The organism is Psychrosphaera haliotis (assembly GCF_039523615.1).
Classification (GTDB): Bacteria; Pseudomonadota; Gammaproteobacteria; order Enterobacterales; family Alteromonadaceae; genus Psychrosphaera; species Psychrosphaera haliotis.
Map to the genome: position 1 here is coordinate 275822 of NZ_BAAAFQ010000001.1, position 18266 is coordinate 294087.

At 38.3% G+C, this 18266-nt stretch carries 18 protein-coding genes and 3 tRNA genes; 12 read left to right on the top strand and 9 right to left on the bottom strand.

From position 1 onward, the window contains the following. Window positions 1-196 precede the first annotated feature (196 nt). The 6 genes from ABD009_RS01190 to trpA are packed head-to-tail and all read left to right on the top strand — an operon-like array spanning window position 197 to window position 6960. On the top strand, window positions 197-1822 hold the full coding sequence (locus ABD009_RS01190; RefSeq protein WP_343822215.1) for an anthranilate synthase component 1: 1626 nt from the start codon (window positions 197-199) through the stop codon (window positions 1820-1822). Further along, complete coding sequence (locus ABD009_RS01195) at window positions 1815-2426, top strand: aminodeoxychorismate/anthranilate synthase component II (RefSeq protein WP_425543051.1); 612 nt, start codon at window positions 1815-1817, stop codon at window positions 2424-2426. Before ABD009_RS01190 ends, ABD009_RS01195 begins: the two co-directional genes overlap by 8 nt. Before the next feature lies 1 nt (window position 2427). After that, entirely contained in the window at window positions 2428-3450 is a 1023-nt protein-coding gene (gene trpD, locus ABD009_RS01200; RefSeq protein ID WP_343822217.1) for an anthranilate phosphoribosyltransferase, read from the top strand. Between the two features lie 9 nt (window positions 3451-3459). Further along, window positions 3460-4932: a bifunctional indole-3-glycerol-phosphate synthase TrpC/phosphoribosylanthranilate isomerase TrpF gene (gene trpCF / locus ABD009_RS01205; RefSeq protein WP_343822218.1), complete on the top strand. Its 1473-nt coding sequence runs from the start codon at window positions 3460-3462 to the stop codon at window positions 4930-4932. Continuing rightward, on the top strand, window positions 4919-6151 hold the full coding sequence (gene trpB / locus ABD009_RS01210) for a tryptophan synthase subunit beta (protein ID WP_343822219.1): 1233 nt from the start codon (window positions 4919-4921) through the stop codon (window positions 6149-6151). The genes trpCF and trpB overlap by 14 nt, the downstream gene beginning before the upstream one ends. Next, on the top strand, window positions 6151-6960 hold the full coding sequence (gene trpA / locus ABD009_RS01215; protein ID WP_343822220.1) for a tryptophan synthase subunit alpha: 810 nt from the start codon (window positions 6151-6153) through the stop codon (window positions 6958-6960). Before trpB ends, trpA begins: the two co-directional genes overlap by 1 nt. 2 nt (window positions 6961-6962) lie before the next feature. Here trpA and queE read toward each other — a convergent pair whose 3' ends face one another. Beyond that, entirely contained in the window at window positions 6963-7637 is a 675-nt protein-coding gene (gene queE / locus ABD009_RS01220) for a 7-carboxy-7-deazaguanine synthase QueE (protein ID WP_343822221.1), read from the bottom strand. Window positions 7638-7780: 143 nt separating this feature from the next. Here queE and queC point away from each other — a divergent pair, with 143 nt between their 5' ends. After that, complete coding sequence (queC, locus tag ABD009_RS01225) at window positions 7781-8440, top strand: 7-cyano-7-deazaguanine synthase QueC (protein ID WP_343822222.1); 660 nt, start codon at window positions 7781-7783, stop codon at window positions 8438-8440. Then, window positions 8430-8906 (top strand): DNA-J related domain-containing protein, encoded by a 477-nt coding sequence (locus tag ABD009_RS01230; protein ID WP_343822223.1) that lies wholly within the window; start codon window positions 8430-8432, stop codon window positions 8904-8906. Before queC ends, ABD009_RS01230 begins: the two co-directional genes overlap by 11 nt. A 97-nt stretch (window positions 8907-9003) precedes the next feature. On the opposite strand, the gene ABD009_RS01235 is transcribed toward ABD009_RS01230, so the two are convergent. Continuing rightward, a complete protein-coding gene (locus ABD009_RS01235; RefSeq protein ID WP_343822224.1) occupies window positions 9004-9243 on the bottom strand; it encodes a hypothetical protein in 240 nt (79 codons plus the stop codon). Window positions 9244-9357: 114 nt separating this feature from the next. On the opposite strand from ABD009_RS01235, the gene fabA reads away from it, so the two are divergent. Next, entirely contained in the window at window positions 9358-9873 is a 516-nt protein-coding gene (gene fabA, locus ABD009_RS01240; protein WP_155694742.1) for a bifunctional 3-hydroxydecanoyl-ACP dehydratase/trans-2-decenoyl-ACP isomerase, read from the top strand. 92 nt (window positions 9874-9965) lie between these two features. Here the strand turns inward: fabA and rmf are convergent, their stop codons facing one another. The 5 genes from rmf to rlmKL form a co-directional block, all read right to left on the bottom strand. Next, window positions 9966-10139, bottom strand: a complete 174-nt coding sequence (gene rmf / locus ABD009_RS01245; protein WP_155694740.1) for a ribosome modulation factor — start codon at window positions 10137-10139, stop codon at window positions 9966-9968. A gap of 185 nt (window positions 10140-10324) precedes the next feature. Then, complete coding sequence (locus ABD009_RS01250; RefSeq protein WP_343822437.1) at window positions 10325-12001, bottom strand: DUF3466 family protein; 1677 nt, start codon at window positions 11999-12001, stop codon at window positions 10325-10327. Window positions 12002-12022: 21 nt separating this feature from the next. Next, window positions 12023-13933 carry an ATP-binding cassette ATPase Uup gene (gene uup, locus ABD009_RS01255; protein WP_343822225.1) on the bottom strand — a complete coding sequence of 637 codons (1911 nt, stop codon included), beginning with the start codon at window positions 13931-13933 and terminating at the stop codon, window positions 12023-12025. Further along, window positions 13920-14159 carry a glutaredoxin family protein gene (locus tag ABD009_RS01260; RefSeq protein WP_343822226.1) on the bottom strand — a complete coding sequence of 80 codons (240 nt, stop codon included), beginning with the start codon at window positions 14157-14159 and terminating at the stop codon, window positions 13920-13922. Before ABD009_RS01260 ends, uup begins: the two co-directional genes overlap by 14 nt. Continuing rightward, entirely contained in the window at window positions 14152-16281 is a 2130-nt protein-coding gene (gene rlmKL, locus ABD009_RS01265; RefSeq protein WP_343822227.1) for a bifunctional 23S rRNA (guanine(2069)-N(7))-methyltransferase RlmK/23S rRNA (guanine(2445)-N(2))-methyltransferase RlmL, read from the bottom strand. The genes ABD009_RS01260 and rlmKL overlap by 8 nt, the downstream gene beginning before the upstream one ends. 192 nt (window positions 16282-16473) lie before the next feature. Here rlmKL and ABD009_RS01270 point away from each other — a divergent pair. The 3 genes from ABD009_RS01270 (at window position 16474) to ABD009_RS01280 (ending at window position 16822) form a co-directional block, all read left to right on the top strand. Further along, a tRNA-Met gene (locus ABD009_RS01270) sits at window positions 16474-16550 on the top strand. 59 nt (window positions 16551-16609) lie between these two features. After that, window positions 16610-16686: transfer RNA gene (locus ABD009_RS01275), tRNA-Met, on the top strand. 59 nt (window positions 16687-16745) lie between these two features. Continuing rightward, window positions 16746-16822: transfer RNA gene (locus tag ABD009_RS01280), tRNA-Met, on the top strand. Between the two features lie 33 nt (window positions 16823-16855). Here the strand turns inward: ABD009_RS01280 and ABD009_RS01285 are convergent. Both ABD009_RS01285 and ABD009_RS01290 read right to left on the bottom strand, forming a co-directional pair. Next, entirely contained in the window at window positions 16856-17182 is a 327-nt protein-coding gene (locus ABD009_RS01285) for an Hpt domain-containing protein (RefSeq protein ID WP_343822228.1), read from the bottom strand. Between the two features lie 6 nt (window positions 17183-17188). Next, on the bottom strand, window positions 17189-18142 hold the full coding sequence (locus ABD009_RS01290) for a response regulator (RefSeq protein ID WP_343822229.1): 954 nt from the start codon (window positions 18140-18142) through the stop codon (window positions 17189-17191). Between the last annotated feature and the right edge of the window lie 124 nt (window positions 18143-18266).

Genomic DNA, 18266 nt, shown 5'->3' on the forward strand with positions numbered 1-18266 from the left:
TTAAATTTAAAAAGCAGAATCAAACAGATGATAAACTTACATTCAACTCGCAGCTGGCATTGGTGGTGGATTCCTAATTAACGCGGGTGGATGATCTGTATCTGACTATTGAGATACGAATTTGAAAAAGAAAACCCGCTTCGTGCGGGTTTTTTTGTACCCGTAATTCGGGATAAAATAAAGGGCAAACTGAAACATGTTATTTAGTCAAATCAAAACCGAACTCGGTGAAGCAACAAGCATATGTATGCCTTGTGATTACATTGCATCGCCTACACAAGCATTTGAAACGCTTACTGACAATAGCGACTATAGTTTGCTATTGGAATCAGCAGAAATAGACAGCAAAGATAATCTTAAAAGCCTTATGCTAATTGATGCCGCCGTCGTTTTTGAATGTTTTGGTAATAAGGTGGTGGCAACAGCTAAATCTGAGAATGGTGATGCAGTATTAGATTATTTGGTAGAAATTTTCACCGATAAAAGTCTACCTATTTCGTCTCATTGCGATATAAGAAGAGGCGTTTTAAAAATTGAGTTTTCATTCTTGGGTGTACAGCCTGACATTGATGAAAGTACTCGATTAAAACAGTTTAATGCTTTTCAGGTGTTGCGCTCAGTTATTCAAGATATTAAACATAACTCAGACGATGTATTTTCCGTATTTTTAGGCGGTGTTTTTGCTTACGATATGATCGCAAACTTTGAGACTTTACCAGACGTGCCCCTTGGAACTAATACTTGCCCGGATTATTCCTTTTATTTAGCAGAAACCATGCTAGTTATAGACCATCAAAAACGTTCCACTGACCTAATAGGAAATGTTTTTAGTGGTGAAAAGGTTTATCAAACTTGTTTCGCAATTGGTAAACGACTAGAAATGCTGAAAAAAAGTATAAATAATTTGCAGAATAAAACTAGTGTCGTAACTACATTCAGTAATATCGATTTTTCTTTAGCTATACCAAACATTTCAGACTCAGACTTTAAAAGTACAGTTACCAACCTTAAAGAAAATATAATTCAAGGGGATGTGTTTCAAGTTGTACCATCTAGAGGTTTCGCTTTAGATTGTAAAAGTGCAATAAATGCTTACAAGCAGCTTAAAGCCGACAATCCTAGCCCTTATATGTTTTATCTGAAACATCCTGAGTTTGAACTGTTCGGTGCTTCACCTGAGTCAGCCCTTAAATATGACGCGACTTCAAAGCAAGTAGAAGTCTACCCTATCGCAGGTACACGAATTCGAGGCTTTAGGAATGACGGTTCCATTGACCAAGACTTAGACTCAAGGATTGAATTGGACTTACGAAACGATAAAAAAGAAGTTTCTGAGCATATAATGTTGGTCGATTTAGCTAGAAATGACGTAGCTAGAATAAGTAAAACAGGCAGCCGATACGTTAAGGACTTTTTAAAGGTCGACCGATACTCTTACGTTATGCATTTAGTGTCGAGGGTTATTGGTGAATTAGAAGACGATTTAGATGCTTTGCACGCTTATCAAGCATGTATGAATATGGGCACTTTAGTTGGCGCACCAAAAATAAAAGCTTCGCAATTAATAAGAGATGTAGAAAAAGAAAGGCGTGGCAGTTATGGCGGTGCAGTAGGTTATCTAAACGGTCGAGGAGACATGGATACCTGTATCGTTATTAGAAGTGCATTTGTTAAGAATGGGCAGGCCTATGTTCAAGCTGGAGCAGGTGTTGTATTTGATTCAGACCCAGACTCTGAAGTTGAAGAAACGAGTAACAAAGCGAGAGCCGTTATTAAAGCTGTATTAAACGCAAATCAACAAGAATTAGAAGGGAATGCATAACGTGGCAGATATAATTTTTATCGACAATCAAGATTCCTTTACCTACAACCTTGTTGATGAGTTGGAAAAGCTAAATCATAACGTAATCGTATATAGAAATTCTGTAAACGTTGACGTTCTCAAACGTAAGCTAGAGGCGCTAATTAGTGAAAACAGTGAATGTATATTGTTTTTCTCGCCAGGGCCCGGAACCCCTTCTAATTCTCCAATAATGAGTACTATGCTAAGAGCATTTTTAGGTAAGTTGCCAATTATTGGCGTTTGTCTAGGTCATCAGGCAATAGCAGAACATTTTGGTGGTACCGTTGGGTTAGCTGGAGAAACAGTGCACGGAAAATCATCAATAATAGAATGTAATAATCACCCTATTTTCAACGGACTTCCTAATAACCTTACGGTAGCTAGGTATCATAGTTTAGTTGCAACAACCGTACCCTCAAACTTAGAGGTGATCGGTCACTACAAAGAAATGCCGATGGCATTTATAGATGAGAAAAATCAAATTTTAGGTTTTCAGTTCCACCCTGAGTCTATTTTAACGACGTTAGGCTCAAAACTGTTAGAACAAAGTATTAACTATTTAATAAAGGAAAGTTGTAAATAATATGAATACTGTACAGCTAGACCTCATTCACTTAGCAATGACAAACCGTTCTTTAACAAAAGAGCAAACGTACAAACTTTTTACTGATGTTGTTAATGGAGAAATGGAAGATATTCCATTAGCCGCTTTATTAAGTGCATTAAAAGTCCGTGGCGAAACGCCAGAAGAGATAGCTGGTGCGGCGATGGCACTCGCAGATAACGCAATACCTTTTCCTGATTTAGATTTTGAAACTATAGATAACTGCGGTACGGGTGGTGACGGAACGAATACCATTAACATCAGTACTTTGTGTGCAATCGTTGCAGCGAGTATGGGCCTAAAAATGGCAAAACATGGCAATAGAAAAGTATCTTCTAGCTCTGGTTCTGCTGATGTGTTGTCAGAGTTAGGTGTTCCACTTGATATGACTCCAGAAGTAGCGAAAAAGTGCCTAGTAGAATCTAATCTAACGTTTCTTATGGCGCCGCATTACCACCGCGGGATTAAGCATGCAATGCCAGTAAGAAATACGCTTCGTACGAGAACTATATTCAATGCATTGGGGCCACTGGTTAACCCTGCCAAAGCCAAAACCTGCATTATAGGCGTGTACGACGCAGACCTTTGTCGCCCAATGGCTGAGTCTTTAAAACTATTAGGTAAAGATAGAGCTTGGGTCGTTCATGGTGCTGGTATGGATGAAATTGCCGTTCATGACAAAACAAAAGTAGTGCAGTTACTCGATGGAGAAATCTCTGAGTTTTATGTTTCACCTGAAGACTTTGGACAAATACGATATACCATTAAAGACCTTGTAGGTGGAGATCCTGCACACAATGCCCGAATTATTAGAAAGGTTCTTGCCGGAGAAGGTGAAGCTGCCCACAACGCTGCTGTCATCCTGAATACAGCCCCGTTATTAGTATTAACAGGCCAAGCTGAGTCCTTAATGGAAGCCGCTAAAATGGTTGAACAAAAACTGTTGTCTGGTAGTGCCTTAGATACTTTAGAGCGTTTCGTAACTATCGCAAAAAACGGATAAAAAAAGCGCATGAATGTATTAGAGAAAATAGTTTTAGATAAACGCGACGAGCTCGTTGGCAGAAAAAACACAATGCCACTCTTTGCTTTTAAAGATGGCTTAGAGCCTTCGACACGAAATTTTTATAGCGCTATAAAACAAGACAAAACAAAGAATAATCGTGGTTTTATTCTAGAAGTTAAAAAAGCAAGCCCTTCTAAAGGTCTAATCCGAGAAGATTTTGACCTTGAGGAGATATGCAGTGCATATAAAAATTATGCTAGCTGCGTGTCTGTTTTAACAGATGAAAAGTACTTTCAAGGTGACTTTGAACGTTTACCAAAAGTCCGCGAATTGATGCAACAACCGATACTTTGTAAAGACTTTTTTGTTGATGAGTACCAAGTTTATTTAGCTCGTTTATATGGTGCAGATGCAATATTACTGATGCTCTCTGTGCTTAATGATGAAGAATACCGCAGCTTGGCAGATATAGCTCTTTCTTTGGAAATGGACATTTTAACTGAAGTTTCAAACGCTGAAGAAATGGACAGGGCAATAAATCTTAACGCGAATATTGTTGGCATTAATAATCGTAATCTGAGAGACCTAAGTACGGATTTAAATCAAACTATTGTATTAACAGAACAGTTTCTATTAGGCACCGATAATGAGCGCCAAGCAAATACGTTATTAATTTCAGAGTCTGGAATTTATACACATCAGCAAGTAGCTCAGCTTTCAACGCTAGTAGACGGCTTTTTAGTAGGCAGTTCATTGATGGCGGAGAAAGATCTAGATAAAGCCTGTTCAAAATTAACTTGTGGTGAACACAAAGTGTGTGGTTTAACGAAGTCAGAGCACGTTATTGAAGCGGTACAAGCAGGTGCAGAGTTCACAGGCTTAATTTTTGCGGAGCAAAGTAAGCGAAAACTTGAACTATCAAAAGCGAAACAAATCGTTGATGAAGTTAGGGCATCAAACAATGCTATTAAAACTAAATATGTCGCGGTTGTTCAAAATCAAAGCATCGAGTTTGTTCAAGATTTAATAAATGAATTGCCACTATTTGCTGTGCAACTACATGGAAACGAGTCTGGAGATTACATAAAACAAGTTCGAGCCTTGGGTACTAATTGTGAAATTTGGAAGGCTTGTTCAATTGGTGCTAGCGAAGACTTGCCAGTTCATTGGCCTAATGTGGACAGAATTGTATTAGACGCGAAGAGCATAAATGGCGAACTTGGCGGTACAGGGCAAACATTTGAATGGAGCAAGCTAGCTCCGCTATTTTCAAAGTTTGATGGACCAAAAATCATGCTTGCTGGCGGTATTAGTATTTCGAATTTAGATTCCGCTCTTTCGCAACCAGTCATAGGTTTAGATTTAAACTCTGGGGTAGAAAGTTCACCTGGCGTTAAATCAACCAAAAAGTTAAACAACGTATTTAATAAAATCATGAGTCGTACAGCGTCTCTTAAGGACCAACATGAATCAGAATAAAAAAACATTACCTGCCTATTTTGGTGACTTTGGCGGTATGTTCGTGCCAGAACTGTTTGTTCCGGCCTTAGAACAATTAGAGCAAGCTTATATTGAAGCTATGGATGACGACGCTTTTCATAGGGAGTTTAATGCTTTACTGAAAGACTATGCAGGTCGCCCTACTCCATTAACGTTATGTCGTAACCTGACTGAAGGCACAAAAACCAAAATATATCTAAAACGAGAAGATTTGTTACATGGCGGCGCGCACAAAACTAACCAAGTGTTAGGACAAGCACTGCTAACTAAACGAATGGGTAAAACTCGCGTCATTGCGGAAACGGGTGCTGGACAGCATGGCGTAGCAACGGCTCTTGCTTGTGCACTGCTAGGATTAGAAGCTCGTATTTATATGGGCGCTAAAGATATTGATCGCCAACAGCCGAATGTTTTTAGAATGAAGTTGATGGGCGCAGAAGTCATTCCAGTTACATCAGGTTCGGGCACCTTAAAAGACGCTGTAAATGAAGCTATGAGAGATTGGGCTTCAACTTATGAAGAAAGTCATTATTTACTAGGTACAGCTGCAGGTCCTCATCCTTTCCCAACGATTGTTAGAGACTTCCAAAAAATGATTGGAGAAGAGTCTAAACAACAAATTTTAGCAGCTGAAGGAAAGCTACCTGACATGGTACTTGCTTGTGTTGGAGGTGGTTCAAACGCAATTGGTATGTTTAATGACTTTATTAAAGAAGAAGCCGTTAAACTAGTTGGGGTCGAGCCAGGTGGTAAAGGCCTTGATAGCGGCCTTCACGGTGCCGCGTTAGCCGTCATAGATAAGGGAATTGACTCTACTGGTATTTTGCACGGTGCCTATACCCATATAATGCAAAACCCTGATGGCCAAATAGAAGAGTCTTACTCTATTTCTGCTGGTTTAGATTATCCTGCTGTTGGCCCTCAACATGCGCATTTAAAAGCTATTGGTCGAGCTGATTACGTAGCTATTAATGATGATGAAGCGCTTGACGCGTTCCAAGTACTAGCTAAAAAAGAAGGTATTATACCAGCCGTAGAGTCTTCTCATGCTTTAGCGTATGCACTAAAACTAGCCAAAGAGTCTCCGGAGAAAGAACAAGTATTATTGGTTAACCTTTCTGGTCGTGGTGATAAAGATTTAGCCCACGTACATGCGGTATTATCGGAACAAAACAAACAGAACACGGAGAGTAAATAATGAGCCGTTATGATCAGATGTTTCAACGCTTAAAAACGGAAAATGCAGGTGCATTTATACCTTTTGTAACTATTGGTGATCCTAGTTTAGATAGAAGTTATGCAATTATTCGTCAACTTATACTATCCGGCGCTGATGCTCTAGAGCTTGGCTTGCCGTTTTCAGACCCAATCGCTGATGGACCAACTATCCAACAAGCTAATATTAGAGCGCTTGAAAGTGACGTCACAACTCAAGATTGTTTAGACGTTATTGCGCGCATTCGACAAGAGTTTCCGGATACACCTATCGGCTTGCTGCTTTATAGTAATCTAATAATGGCAAAGGGTTTACCAACTTTTTATCAAGATTGTGCTAATTCTGGAGTTGACTCTGTACTAGTGGCAGATGTGCCAGTTCGAGAAAGCCAGCCATTTAGAAATGCTGCAAAACAAGCAGGTATTGAGCCTGTGTTTATTGTACCACCTCATGTTACAGACGAGACTCTGCGTGCCGTTGCGTCTTATTCTAGAGGTTATACTTACTTATTGAGTAGAGCGGGAGTAACTGGAGCAGAAACAAAAGCCAATATGCCTCCAGAGGTTATGATAAATAAACTGCTTGAGTATAGAGCTGCACCACCTGTACTTGGCTTTGGGATATCCTCACCTACACAAGTAGAGCAAGCAATATCCGCAGGTGCATCAGGCGCTATTTCAGGCTCTGCAATTGTTAATATAATTGAGCAGAACCTGCATGATCAAAACGTTTTGCTAGAAAAGTTAGGCAAGTTTGTTACTGAGATGAAAGCGGCAACGATAAGGAACTAGCCTTAACTAATTCCTATATATTTATGAACCTGCACTGATAAACGCCAATTTTTATCTTTGCAGGTTTCTATTGCCAGTTTTGTTGCTGATGTCTTTTGACTGATAGGTTGCAAGTAAATCAGAGCATCGTCAGAAATTGGTGCCACCGCAATAAGCTCTTCCAATTCTTCAACGTGCTTTTGTCTAGCTATTGGGTGCTTAATCTCATTTGCCCTAGCCATACAACTTTCTAATACTTTATAGCCTCCGGCCATGTTTATTTTTGGCGAAACCGTTACCCATGTTTTTTCCGGTACTTTTATTTCAAATGTGCCACTTGTCTCTATCTGAGTTGAGTACCCATTTTCGTGTAAAACATTACATAACGGATTAAGGTCATACATAGCGGGTTCACCACCAGTAATAACAACATGCTTAGCCCTATAACCTTCGTTTTTGATAAATGACAGTAATTCCTCGGCGCTAGCTGCGGCCCACTCCTCAGTTTCATCTGTTTTTGCTAAAACGTCCTTCAGCTGAATACCAACGCCTTCATTAATAGGCCATGTATGTTTCGTATCACACCATGAACATCCAACTGGGCAACCTTGTAATCTGATAAAGATCGAAGCCGTGCCTGTGTATTGTCCTTCACCTTGAATAGTTTCAAAAAACTCATTTATATTATACGTTGTCATAGGAAACCTAATAAAACACGCGAGCATATCCTATAGTTTAGGGATACGACCTTTTGATTTTGCGTGGAATGCTTTAAAATTGAATTATTAAGCATTATAACAAAACTTAACCAATAATTGTTTGGTTCTAATTAGGAATTTTTATGACTGAAAAAGTCGTCGTTATCTTTTCTGGTGGTATGGATTCATATACCGTTTTAAACAAAGCTATAAAAGATGGTTTTGACGTTTATGCACTTACTTTTGACTATGGTCAACGCCATGTAAAAGAGGTTCAATACGCTAAAAGAGCTTGTGAACAATTGAATATTCAACACAAAATTGTGGACATTAGCGCCATAAACTCAATTATTGCCGGCTCATCGTTGACAGATGATATAGACGTACCAGATGGACACTATGAGTCTGACAGCATGAAACAAACCGTTGTGCCAAATAGGAACATGATTTTACTTTCTCTTGCCATTGGTTACGCAGTCAGCCTTGAGGCTACAAAAGTCTATTACGGCGCCCATTCTGGTGATCATGCAATTTACCCTGATTGTAGACCAGAATTTGTTGAGAAAATGCAAAACGTGGCGGCCATCGCTAATTACGAACCTGTTGATATTGCTGTTCCTTACATTAACAACGACAAAATTGAAATTTTAGCCGACGGTATAGGAATGGGCTTAGACTATTCACAAACTTGGACTTGTTACAATGGCAGAGAAAAAGCATGTGGTACCTGCGGTGCCTGCCAGGAACGTTTGGAAGCGTTTAATAAAAATGGTCTAACAGACCCTTTGGAATATGAAGCTTAGTACCAACAAGGATTATCAAATAGATGCGTCTACTTTAGAGTTTTTAGACGCTTCTATCTTTGAGATAATTTCAAAAGGTGTGACGTCTGAATATGATCTTATTAAAACTCTTCAGGCTGAGCCATATCAATTGTTTTCCTCAAAGTCTTTGTCTAAAACTCTAACACTTTTCCATACACATTTTTTTGTTTTTAATTCTCTTTTCAGACTCAAGCAACAAGGTGAAGCCACTGGCGAATTCAGCCTTCATATCGAGGCAAGTGCCATAAAGTTGTACCCTGAAAACACAAAAATAAACGACTCACGACACGAAAACCTAGCTAAATACTACTTAGACTGGAAAAACATAGAGGCCAGTCAGGAGCAAGTAGAATTACTAATATCTAGTTTTTGGGATGAATATGAGCGATATAACAACATAGTTACCATTAACGCTAATAATGAGACTCCTAAAAAACACCTTTAATCAAATAGCCCACTATTTTTAAAAACTATTAATAAGGTCTTCCATTAAGATGCTAATTTCTTAAACGATTCCTTTTGCATTTTAATTGATATTTAATTTACTTTTCGTTTTTCAAAAGCCAATTATTTAAAATTTTAACCTGCCCACATTTCTGTGCAGCATAAGTCAACCTAAGCGCGTTTGACAATATCGTACTGTCGTCCCAACCAGTCTGCTGTCGTATATCTTCTAGGCATTCTTGAGCTTGCTCCGTCAAGTAACCTCTAGCTTCTTTTTTTCCATCTTGCGCCTTTTTATCTCTATAGCGCTTTTGTTTTTCAGCGTTTGTAAGTGGCATTTCATTTACCTAGTTGTAGAAACATTATTTATTTCACTGCTCAGAGTTGTTTAGCGTACAAGTGTACGCTAAATTAGCATTTCGATTACTCAGGTGGATATAAGTAAAAACAATATGGTACAGAAAAACAGCTACGATAAAAACGATTTAATTGCATGTGGTAACGGTGACTTGTTCGGACCAGGCAATAGCAGATTACCTTCAGACAATATGTTGATGATGGACAGAATCGTTTCTATAACAGAAGACGGTGGAGAGCATGGCAAAGGACAAATTTTAGCTGAACTTGATATAACACCTGACTTGTGGTTTTTTGATTGTCATTTTAAAGGCGACCCAGTCATGCCAGGTTGTTTAGGCTTAGATGCGATGTGGCAACTGGTAGGCTTTTTCTTAGGCTGGTCTGGTGGGCCTGGACTTGGAAGAGCACTAGGTGTGGGCGAAGTTAAATTTACTGGTCAAATTCTTCCTACCGCTAAAAAAGTAACTTACAAAATAGACTTGAAGCGCGTAATAAAAAGAAAATTATTTATGGGTCTTGCTGACGGTACCGTTTCTGTAGATGGAAAAGTTATCTACGAAGCAAAAGATTTAAAAGTAGGACTTTTCACCGATACGTCTTCGTTTTAGATTTAGATTTAGATTTAGATTTAGATTTAGATTTAGATAACAGGATAATAAAAAAGCTCGTCGTAACGAGCTTTTTTTGTGGCTACTAATAACTATTTAAACAAACCGTAGTTTTTGTCACCTAAGGCTTCTCGATACCCTCCAAGCCACTGAGATTTTGATTCTTGAGATTGATATGGACAAGCTTCTTTTGAGCGTCCTGTAATACCTGCTTTATAACCTTGCGAATGAGCTCTGTCTAAGCGATCACGTTTTTGTCTTTTCATAGGCATAACCTCTATATTTTGTTTATTGTTATAGAAACCTTAAACGAGTGTCTATTGATATTCGTTTAAAGCTTATGTATATGAATAGTAAATTACGGAAATATGATCAACAGTTAATTTGCCACAAAACTGTAATATATAAAAAAGCCCATGGGATACATGGGCTTGGAGTTTAGATTAAAGAGTTATAAAAAACGTCTTCTAATAACTGCAAATATTGATAAGAAAGAAATCATCCACAGACTATTCGAAAAGCCTTTTCTTTCGTACTTTACAACTTCATCAGCACAAGATTCAATTTCTCCGCCAGCTATTGGCTCTAATAATACTGCCACAGGTACCTGAACCATAATATCGTTACCATCATCATCAACCTCTACATTTCCTAGAGCATCAATCGACTGAACCGTTTTTAACGCCGTTGCTACAATTTCATTATTATTATTAATATCAACAGCATCAATAATCTCTAAAGTCGCGTCGCAAGATGTAAAATCATTTAGATCATTAAAGGTATTAGTATTAGTATCATAAATATAACCATGTTTTCGGCGAGTAGAAGCGTTACTAATCTCATACTCACCATTACCAACGACAAAACCATTATCATTAATTGCATTAGCGGTTGCTCGACTACCAATATAGAAAACAGTTGGTAATGTTAACTTATCCATATCTAAATCATAAACGAACATTGAGTCATTAAATTGGCCATCAAAATACTTTTGAACTTTACCTACAACGATATTGGAGTTATTAATATCAATCGCATAACCTGCGTCAAAATTATCATTATCTTGAAGAATCTTCTGCACTTCACCGTCTTTAAATACAAGAGGCATACTAGTCGAACTAATTGTGGTTGTAGAATTGCCAATTGGGACGTCACCATAACCAACAGCGATACCTTGATCATTTACAGATGTAGCTACAGATTTATAATTCCTGGTTTGAGTTTCTGATGGAACAAAAGCTAAACCATAATTTACTTGGTCCACCACTTGGTTATCACTATCAACTTTCCAAACGGTAGCTCGCAACTCATATATGTCTTCTAGTGACGTATAAGACCATTGACAAACATTTGCTGGGAATGACTCTCCGGTACAATTGTCAGCAATTTCCTGTTCATAGATGGAGTACATAGCAACAGACTCATAGCCAGACACATAACCCGTGTCCGATATATTACTAGCAAATGACTTGCCGCCATAAGTACTATAACTAGGCTCTATTAAGGTAACATTTTCACCATCTGTAACAACAGCACGCTCATCATGCTCACGTACAAAAAGATCGTAAGTGGTATTCCCGCTATCAGATTCAAATGTATAGGTCTCCATGGAATATGGAGCCGTAACCGTTCCGACTGCGATGCTAGAGTTATTTATTGCTTTGAGTTGTTCAATATTACTACGTGTGTATTCACCCAAAACAGGATCAATTACGTCAACCACATTCAAAATACCCTGTTCAATATTTTGACCATAATATGCAGTTTTATCATCACCTATTTTCTGGTAGTTCGAGTTATACCTGTAAGTACTTGAAGAACCAAGCTGTGTTACTAAACAATCAGCCGATGCAGCGTCAAAAGCTTCACTGTCCAACTCCTCTTGTGTTACACCACAATTAAGCAAAAGCGTAGAAGAGCTATTCAACAAATAATCGTTAAAGTAAAACGGATAGTTAATACCTTCTCTTGCTAAACTAAGCACATCGCCTACATCATTATTCGCAACACCAAAAGACTGCTTGTGATTTGGCGTAACTGATAATTCAGTAACCTTATACTTTACTGCCAAAGCTGATGAGCTAACTAGTAAAGATGCTATCGCTATTGCAGTTTTGGAAAATTTCACCTTGTTCAAAATAAATACTACCTATGGATTCTGTTGTTTTTCTTCTAGCTCTTCCCAGCGGGCGAAGGCAATTTCCATCTTCGACTCAAGTTTTGCTAATTGGTTCAATGCTTTTTGAGTTTGTTCACTATCACTTCTAAAAAAGTCTGGATCGTTCACCACTGCTTGAGCTGTTTCTAATTCTTGTTCTAAGCTTTCTAAAATCTTCGGCAATGATTCTAACTCGCGAGTCTCATTGTATGAAAGCTTTTTCTTTTCTGAAACTTTCGTCTCTTTCTTCACTATACTAGGTTGAGATTTTTTTTCAGCATCAGAGTTTTTTGTTTTGTCCGTAGAGGCTATACGAGTTAAGTAATCTCTGTAATCTGCATATCCACCAAATACTTTGTTTATATACCCTTCACCCTCAAAAGCCCAAATAGTCGTGGCGGTATTATCAATAAATTCTCTATCATGACTTACTAGTAATACGGTACCTTGGTAGTTTGCCACTAATTCCTCTAAAAGTTCTAGCGTTTCCACATCTAGGTCGTTTGTTGGTTCATCAAGTATTAAAACATTTGAAGGCTTAACAAATAACTTTGCTAAAAGAAGGCGGTTCTTTTCGCCACCTGACAAGGCTTTAACTGGCGTTCTTGAACGTGCTGGCGGAAATAAGAAATCTTGAAGATAACCAAGAACATGACGGCTTGAACCATTAAAATCAATCTCTTGTTTACCATCGGCAACATTATCTTGAACCGTCTTTTCAATATCAAGTGCTAAGCGATGCTGGTCAAAGTAGGCAACATTTAGGTTTTCACCAATATGAATAACACCTTGTTCTGGTTGTATGTCACCAAGCAATAATTTGATTAGCGTCGACTTACCAACACCATTTGGCCCTACAAGTGCAACCCTATCGCCTCTCATTACCAAACAAGAAAAATCATTAATCAGTGTTTTACCCGGAATTGAATAGCTAATGTCTTTAGCTTCAAATACTTTCTTGGCACTTTTTTCACCCTGTTGAATTGACATATTTGCAGTGGTAGGTGCGTCAATTCTGTCGTTGCGTTGTACCCTGAGGTCTTTTAAAGCTCTAACTCGACCTTCATTTCGCGTTCTTCTGGCTTTGATGCCTTGGCGGATCCAAACCTCTTCTTGCGCTAATTTTTTGTCAAATAACGCATTTTGTTGCTCTTCTACTTCTAAAAGTCTTTGTTTCTCTTCCAAATAATACTCATAAGTACCTACAATACTTAATGCATTACCTCTATCTAAGTCGATTATTCGAGTCGCCATTGCTCTAATAAACGCCCTGTCGTGCGAAATAAATACGATGGCACCCTTAAACTCTTTTAAAAAAGACTCCAACCATGCAATTGCGTCTATATCCAAGTGGTTCGTTGGCTCATCTAACAAAAGAATATTTGGTTGTTTTACCAATGCACGAGCTAAAGCAAGTTTACGTAGCCAACCACCCGACAATTTGTTGATGTCTTGATCAGGATTTAAACCCAACTTTGTTAGCGTTTGCGAAATTCTTAAATCTAACGTCCAGCCTTCGTGTTGATCAATTTGTTGTTGTAACTTTTCCATTCGAGACATCAAAGAAACGTCATCCGCAATTTTCATCGCAATATCGTCAAATTCATCCATTAGATCTTTTATATGTTGCAAACCTGCACTTACAAATTCTAAAACAGTACCGTGTTGGCCTCTTGGCGGATCTTGCTCTAATCTCGCTACGGTTGCGTCATTAACAAACTGCAATTTACCGTCGTCTAATGATTGGTCTCCGCTTATTACCTTGAGCAGCGAAGATTTACCTGCGCCATTTCGTCCAACGATACAAACTCGTTCGCCAGCGTTAATTTGAAAATCCACATGATTAAGAATTGGATTACTGCCAAATGCCAGCTGTGCGTTGCTAAGTCTAACTAATTCCATAATGCTCTTTATATTGCTCTATTTGTTGTATATCGAAAGGCCAAAATAACGCTTGTTCCGCATCTTCGGCAATTAATACAGGTATTTTGTCACCATAGTATTTGACCAGTTGATCATCGAATACGATATCTATGATTGAAAAGGTAGTACCTGAATCATTGAGGAGTTTAATGGCAAGGCTGCACAAGTGACAGCCCTGCGTTGATAAAAGATTGAGGCTAGCCATTTTCTTTTAAAATTAACTTCCAGCAATGATGGATATTTTGATTGCGTTTAAAGTCTTCTGGTAATGTTTTATCTTTAATATCAACAATCTCAAACCCTAACGCTTCAATCTGCTCAACTTCTAACTTAAACTTTCGTAAGTTATTTGAAAACAAAATAGTACCATTTGGATTTAACCTACCTTTTACAAGTTCTAATATCTCAACATGATCTCTCTGTACGTCCCAAGTTCTGTCCATCTTTTTAGAATTCGAGAACGAAGGTGGATCTAAAAACACCAAATCAAATTTATCACGAGACTTTGCCAACCAATCTAAGCAGTCGGCGCGTTGGAAATAGTGACCCTTTTCTGAGATTTTATTTAAGCTAAAGTTGTCTTTTGCCCAGTCAATATAGGTGTTAGACATATCAACACTTGTTACGCGGTTTGCACCGTTGAGTGCAGCATGTACTGATACACTGCCGGTGTAGCAAAATAGATTTAAAACGTCTTTGCCTTTACACCACGAAGCAAACTCTTTTCGAGTTGAGCGGTGGTCTAAAAACAGACCCGTATCTAAATAGTCGTGTATATTCACGTAAAACTGAGCGCCAAACTCTTCAACTGAAAAACGATGATATTTGCTATCTTCTTTTTCGTACTGCTTTTTACCTTTCTGAGCTTTTCTCACTTTGATAGAAAAGTTTTCAGCATTTAAATCAAATTTTTGTTGAAGAATACTAAGGACATCTAAAAGACGAATTTCCGCAACGCTTTCTTTTATGGTTTTTGGAGCTTGATATTCGTAAACTACAACGCGGCCATCATAATAATCTACCGCAACGTTATACTCTGGTATGTCGGCGTCATAAACTCGATAACAAGAAATGTCTTCTTTTTTAGCCCACTTCTTTAAACGTTTTAGGTTTTTATCTACTCGCTTAGAAAACGCTTGACCATCTTTAGATAAATAATATTCACCGTTTTGTGCGCTTTCTGATAATTCACATTGTTGAGGTGTTAACTGATAGTTTGCTAAAACGGTTTCTATTTGTCCGTTTTTGAGCTTGAACTCTTTGCTTTTTTGCAACCTTAATAATTTTAGCAATAAGGTTTGGCCCGTTAATAACGATACATGCCAGTTTTCATAATTCTTTTTGAAGTTTAAACCTAATCGTTTGAACAAAGATAGTAATTCAATTGCATCACCAATACGCTCACCGTATGGAGGATTTGAAACAATCCAGCCAGGTTTAAGCTTTTTGCTAACCGTTGCATTTGCTGCGTCTTGTTGATTAATACTTATTACTTCTTCCAAACCAGCTTCAGCAATATTGGACTCGGCTTTACCTATTACATAATTAGAAATTTCAAAACCAATAAATTGTGTTGTTGCTGGTACTTCTGCATCAATAGCCTCTTGGCGCAACGCATTGTATTTATTTACAGAGAACTCTGGATGTTTAACAAAGGGAAAAGTTCGCTTATTTAAACCTGGCGCTCTTTTTATATGCATCATCGCAGCTTCGATTAATAAAGTAGCTGAACCTGCAAAAAGGTCGACAAAGGGGCTGCTCTGATCCCAACCGCTTCGTTTGATTATAGCAGCCGCCAAATGCTCTTTTAAAGGCGCAGCACCCTGCTCGACTCGATAACCACGCTGATGTAATGATGAACCAGAAAAGTCGACATAGATATTACAGCGACCTTTAAATAATCGAGCGTGGATTTTTAAATCAGGATCTGATTTGTCGATGTCAGGGCGTTTACCCGTTTCTTCACGGATATTGTCAACGATAGCATCTTTTACGATAAGGCCACCAAATTGACTATTTCTTATACTTTTGTCAGTTCCGACAAACTCTACGGCAAAACTATCTGTTTTAGTAAAGTATGGGTGCCAATCAAAGCCAATAACACCGTTATATATTTTCTCCTTGGTGTTACCACTAATATCAATTACGTGTTTCAAAACACGAGTCGCTAGGCGCGACCAGAAGCATATTTTAATGGCGACTTCAAAGGTGGCTGAAAAGTGAACAGACTGCAATCTTGGGCTAACTTCTGTTGCCCCTAGTTCAATTAGTTCGTCGGCTAATAGCGGCTCTATTCCCGCTGATGTTAAAGCTATAAAATTTGGCATAATCACTAAACTTAGAAAATTTGCAGACATTATAGCAAATTTATACGAAAGACCTATTTATTACAGTTTTTTTAATTCAGGTGTTGCATTAAAATTTTAAGTCGTTAGTATACGCACCTCGCTGAAGCACGCTGTGCCGAAGTTCGGTCATTAAGTATGCAAAGACCTTTAAAAAAACATACAGTCTACTGGCGCGGGATGGAGCAGTCTGGTAGCTCGTCGGGCTCATAACCCGAAGGTCGTCGGTTCAAATCCGGCTCCCGCAACCAATTTTTGGTAGCCCTTCGTTACGAATAAACGAAGTAAATATAAATATTCAGTCTACTGGCGCGGGATGGAGCAGTCTGGTAGCTCGTCGGGCTCATAACCCGAAGGTCGTCGGTTCAAATCCGGCTCCCGCAACCAATTTTTGGTGGCCCTTCGTTACGAATAAACGAAGTAAATATAAATATTCAGTCTACTGGCGCGGGATGGAGCAGTCTGGTAGCTCGTCGGGCTCATAACCCGAAGGTCGTCGGTTCAAATCCGGCTCCCGCAACCAATTTTCTAAATGTAAATGGCTCTGTACTTTAAACTAGTACTTTAGGCTAGCTACGTAAGTTTCAATTTCTATTTTCACTTCAGGCCAATGCGCCAAAATGTGTTCCTTTTTTACTTTCCCATTACCCTCTGTTTTTTCAAACTCTTCACAAATAGTTGCCATAAATCGAGCGCCGACCATTTTTGACATGGTTTTTACACTATGTGCATGTCTAACAGACGTTTCTAAATCAGCGCTGCGTAATTCAGTAATATAAACCTGAGCTTCGCTGCAATAAGATTCTAAAGCGTCTATCAACATCACTTCTGGTAACCCTTCAAAGTTCATAATCAGATCATCAACACAAAATGTATTTTTCATATTTCGCTACTTTTTTCTTTGAATGATAGGTTTAGTAAGTATGCCCATCCACGCAGTTCGTAAACTCTTACTAAACTGACCTTTACCCTGAAGGGCAAGTTTAGGCGTTGAGTACTTGTCAAAAGGTAGTTCTGAAATCATTTTTATTCGTTCTGAAAATGGTTTCCAGATTGCGAGGTCGGGATTTGATGCTTTTATAGGTTTTATCGCATAGTTTAAGTCGTCCAAACACATTCTTATTTGTTTGATGTCTTCTTTTGCAGTTGGATATGTTTCTTTATCCGTCCTGTAAAAATGAAAATGGTTAAGTTGGAAGCATAAATCCTTTAACCTTCTATCTATTTGATGAAAACCAGTAGTTGCGTCAGATGGCCATTTAATAAATTGATTTACAGCCTCACTATCAGAGCTCTCTAACTGTTTTCTAACTTTAGTTTGCTCCGAAGGCTCATTCTTAACGACCGACGATTTAACTTTAACCTCTTTTGGAGGGTTTGCTTCGCGAAGTTTTTTATCTATTTCTTGAAAATGTTCGGCGGTATTGATGTTGGCCCTCTTGTTTAGATGATTCTGGACACGTTTTCTTAACTCTAGAGCAACAATAGGTTTAGCTATAATGTCGCTAACCTGGAACATTAAGCATTCCTTTACCGCCTCTTTATAGGTATTTCCAGAAAAAATTAACACAGGAATATCATGATTGCCTTTGCATTCGCCTTTTCGAATTTGTTTTACTATTTCTAGGCCCGACCCATCAGGCAAATTTAGATCAATTATAGCTAATTCCATATCGTATCTTTGCAGCAATGTATCGGCTGTGCTTACTCTTGATGCTGTGTGGCACTCAACACCAGGTATAACTCTCAACGTTTCATTAAGGAATTGGCACATAAGATTAACGTCGTCCACTAACAAAATATGAACAGTTTTTACTTTCTGAACATTTCCTACTACAACCATATTTTAATGAACTCCATATTCCAAACAGTGACTAAAGCGTAAGTTCAACCACATTGTTTCTATTAGAATATTTATAGTCTATAAATTAAATAATTACCTATACTAAGTTATGAAACAAAATCTA

Bases quoted from the DNA above. Each gene is read 5' to 3' on its own strand.
- ABD009_RS01190 (WP_343822215.1), top strand. From the start codon at position 197: ATGTTATTTAGTCAAATCAAAACCGAACTCGGTGAAGCAACAAGCATA.
- ABD009_RS01195 (WP_425543051.1), top strand. From the start codon at position 1,815: ATGCATAACGTGGCAGATATAATTTTTATCGACAATCAAGATTCCTTT.
- trpD (WP_343822217.1), top strand. From the start codon at position 2,428: ATGAATACTGTACAGCTAGACCTCATTCACTTAGCAATGACAAACCGT.
- trpCF (WP_343822218.1), top strand. From the start codon at position 3,460: ATGAATGTATTAGAGAAAATAGTTTTAGATAAACGCGACGAGCTCGTT.
- trpB (WP_343822219.1), top strand. From the start codon at position 4,919: ATGAATCAGAATAAAAAAACATTACCTGCCTATTTTGGTGACTTTGGC.
- trpA (WP_343822220.1), top strand. From the start codon at position 6,151: ATGAGCCGTTATGATCAGATGTTTCAACGCTTAAAAACGGAAAATGCA.
- queE (WP_343822221.1), bottom strand. From the start codon at position 7,637: ATGACAACGTATAATATAAATGAGTTTTTTGAAACTATTCAAGGTGAA.
- queC (WP_343822222.1), top strand. From the start codon at position 7,781: ATGACTGAAAAAGTCGTCGTTATCTTTTCTGGTGGTATGGATTCATAT.
- ABD009_RS01230 (WP_343822223.1), top strand. From the start codon at position 8,430: ATGAAGCTTAGTACCAACAAGGATTATCAAATAGATGCGTCTACTTTA.
- ABD009_RS01235 (WP_343822224.1), bottom strand. From the start codon at position 9,243: ATGCCACTTACAAACGCTGAAAAACAAAAGCGCTATAGAGATAAAAAG.
- fabA (WP_155694742.1), top strand. From the start codon at position 9,358: ATGGTACAGAAAAACAGCTACGATAAAAACGATTTAATTGCATGTGGT.
- rmf (WP_155694740.1), bottom strand. From the start codon at position 10,139: ATGAAAAGACAAAAACGTGATCGCTTAGACAGAGCTCATTCGCAAGGT.
- uup (WP_343822225.1), bottom strand. From the start codon at position 13,933: ATGGAATTAGTTAGACTTAGCAACGCACAGCTGGCATTTGGCAGTAAT.
- ABD009_RS01260 (WP_343822226.1), bottom strand. From the start codon at position 14,159: ATGGCTAGCCTCAATCTTTTATCAACGCAGGGCTGTCACTTGTGCAGC.
- rlmKL (WP_343822227.1), bottom strand. From the start codon at position 16,281: ATGCCAAATTTTATAGCTTTAACATCAGCGGGAATAGAGCCGCTATTA.
- ABD009_RS01285 (WP_343822228.1), bottom strand. From the start codon at position 17,182: ATGAAAAATACATTTTGTGTTGATGATCTGATTATGAACTTTGAAGGG.
- ABD009_RS01290 (WP_343822229.1), bottom strand. From the start codon at position 18,142: ATGGTTGTAGTAGGAAATGTTCAGAAAGTAAAAACTGTTCATATTTTG.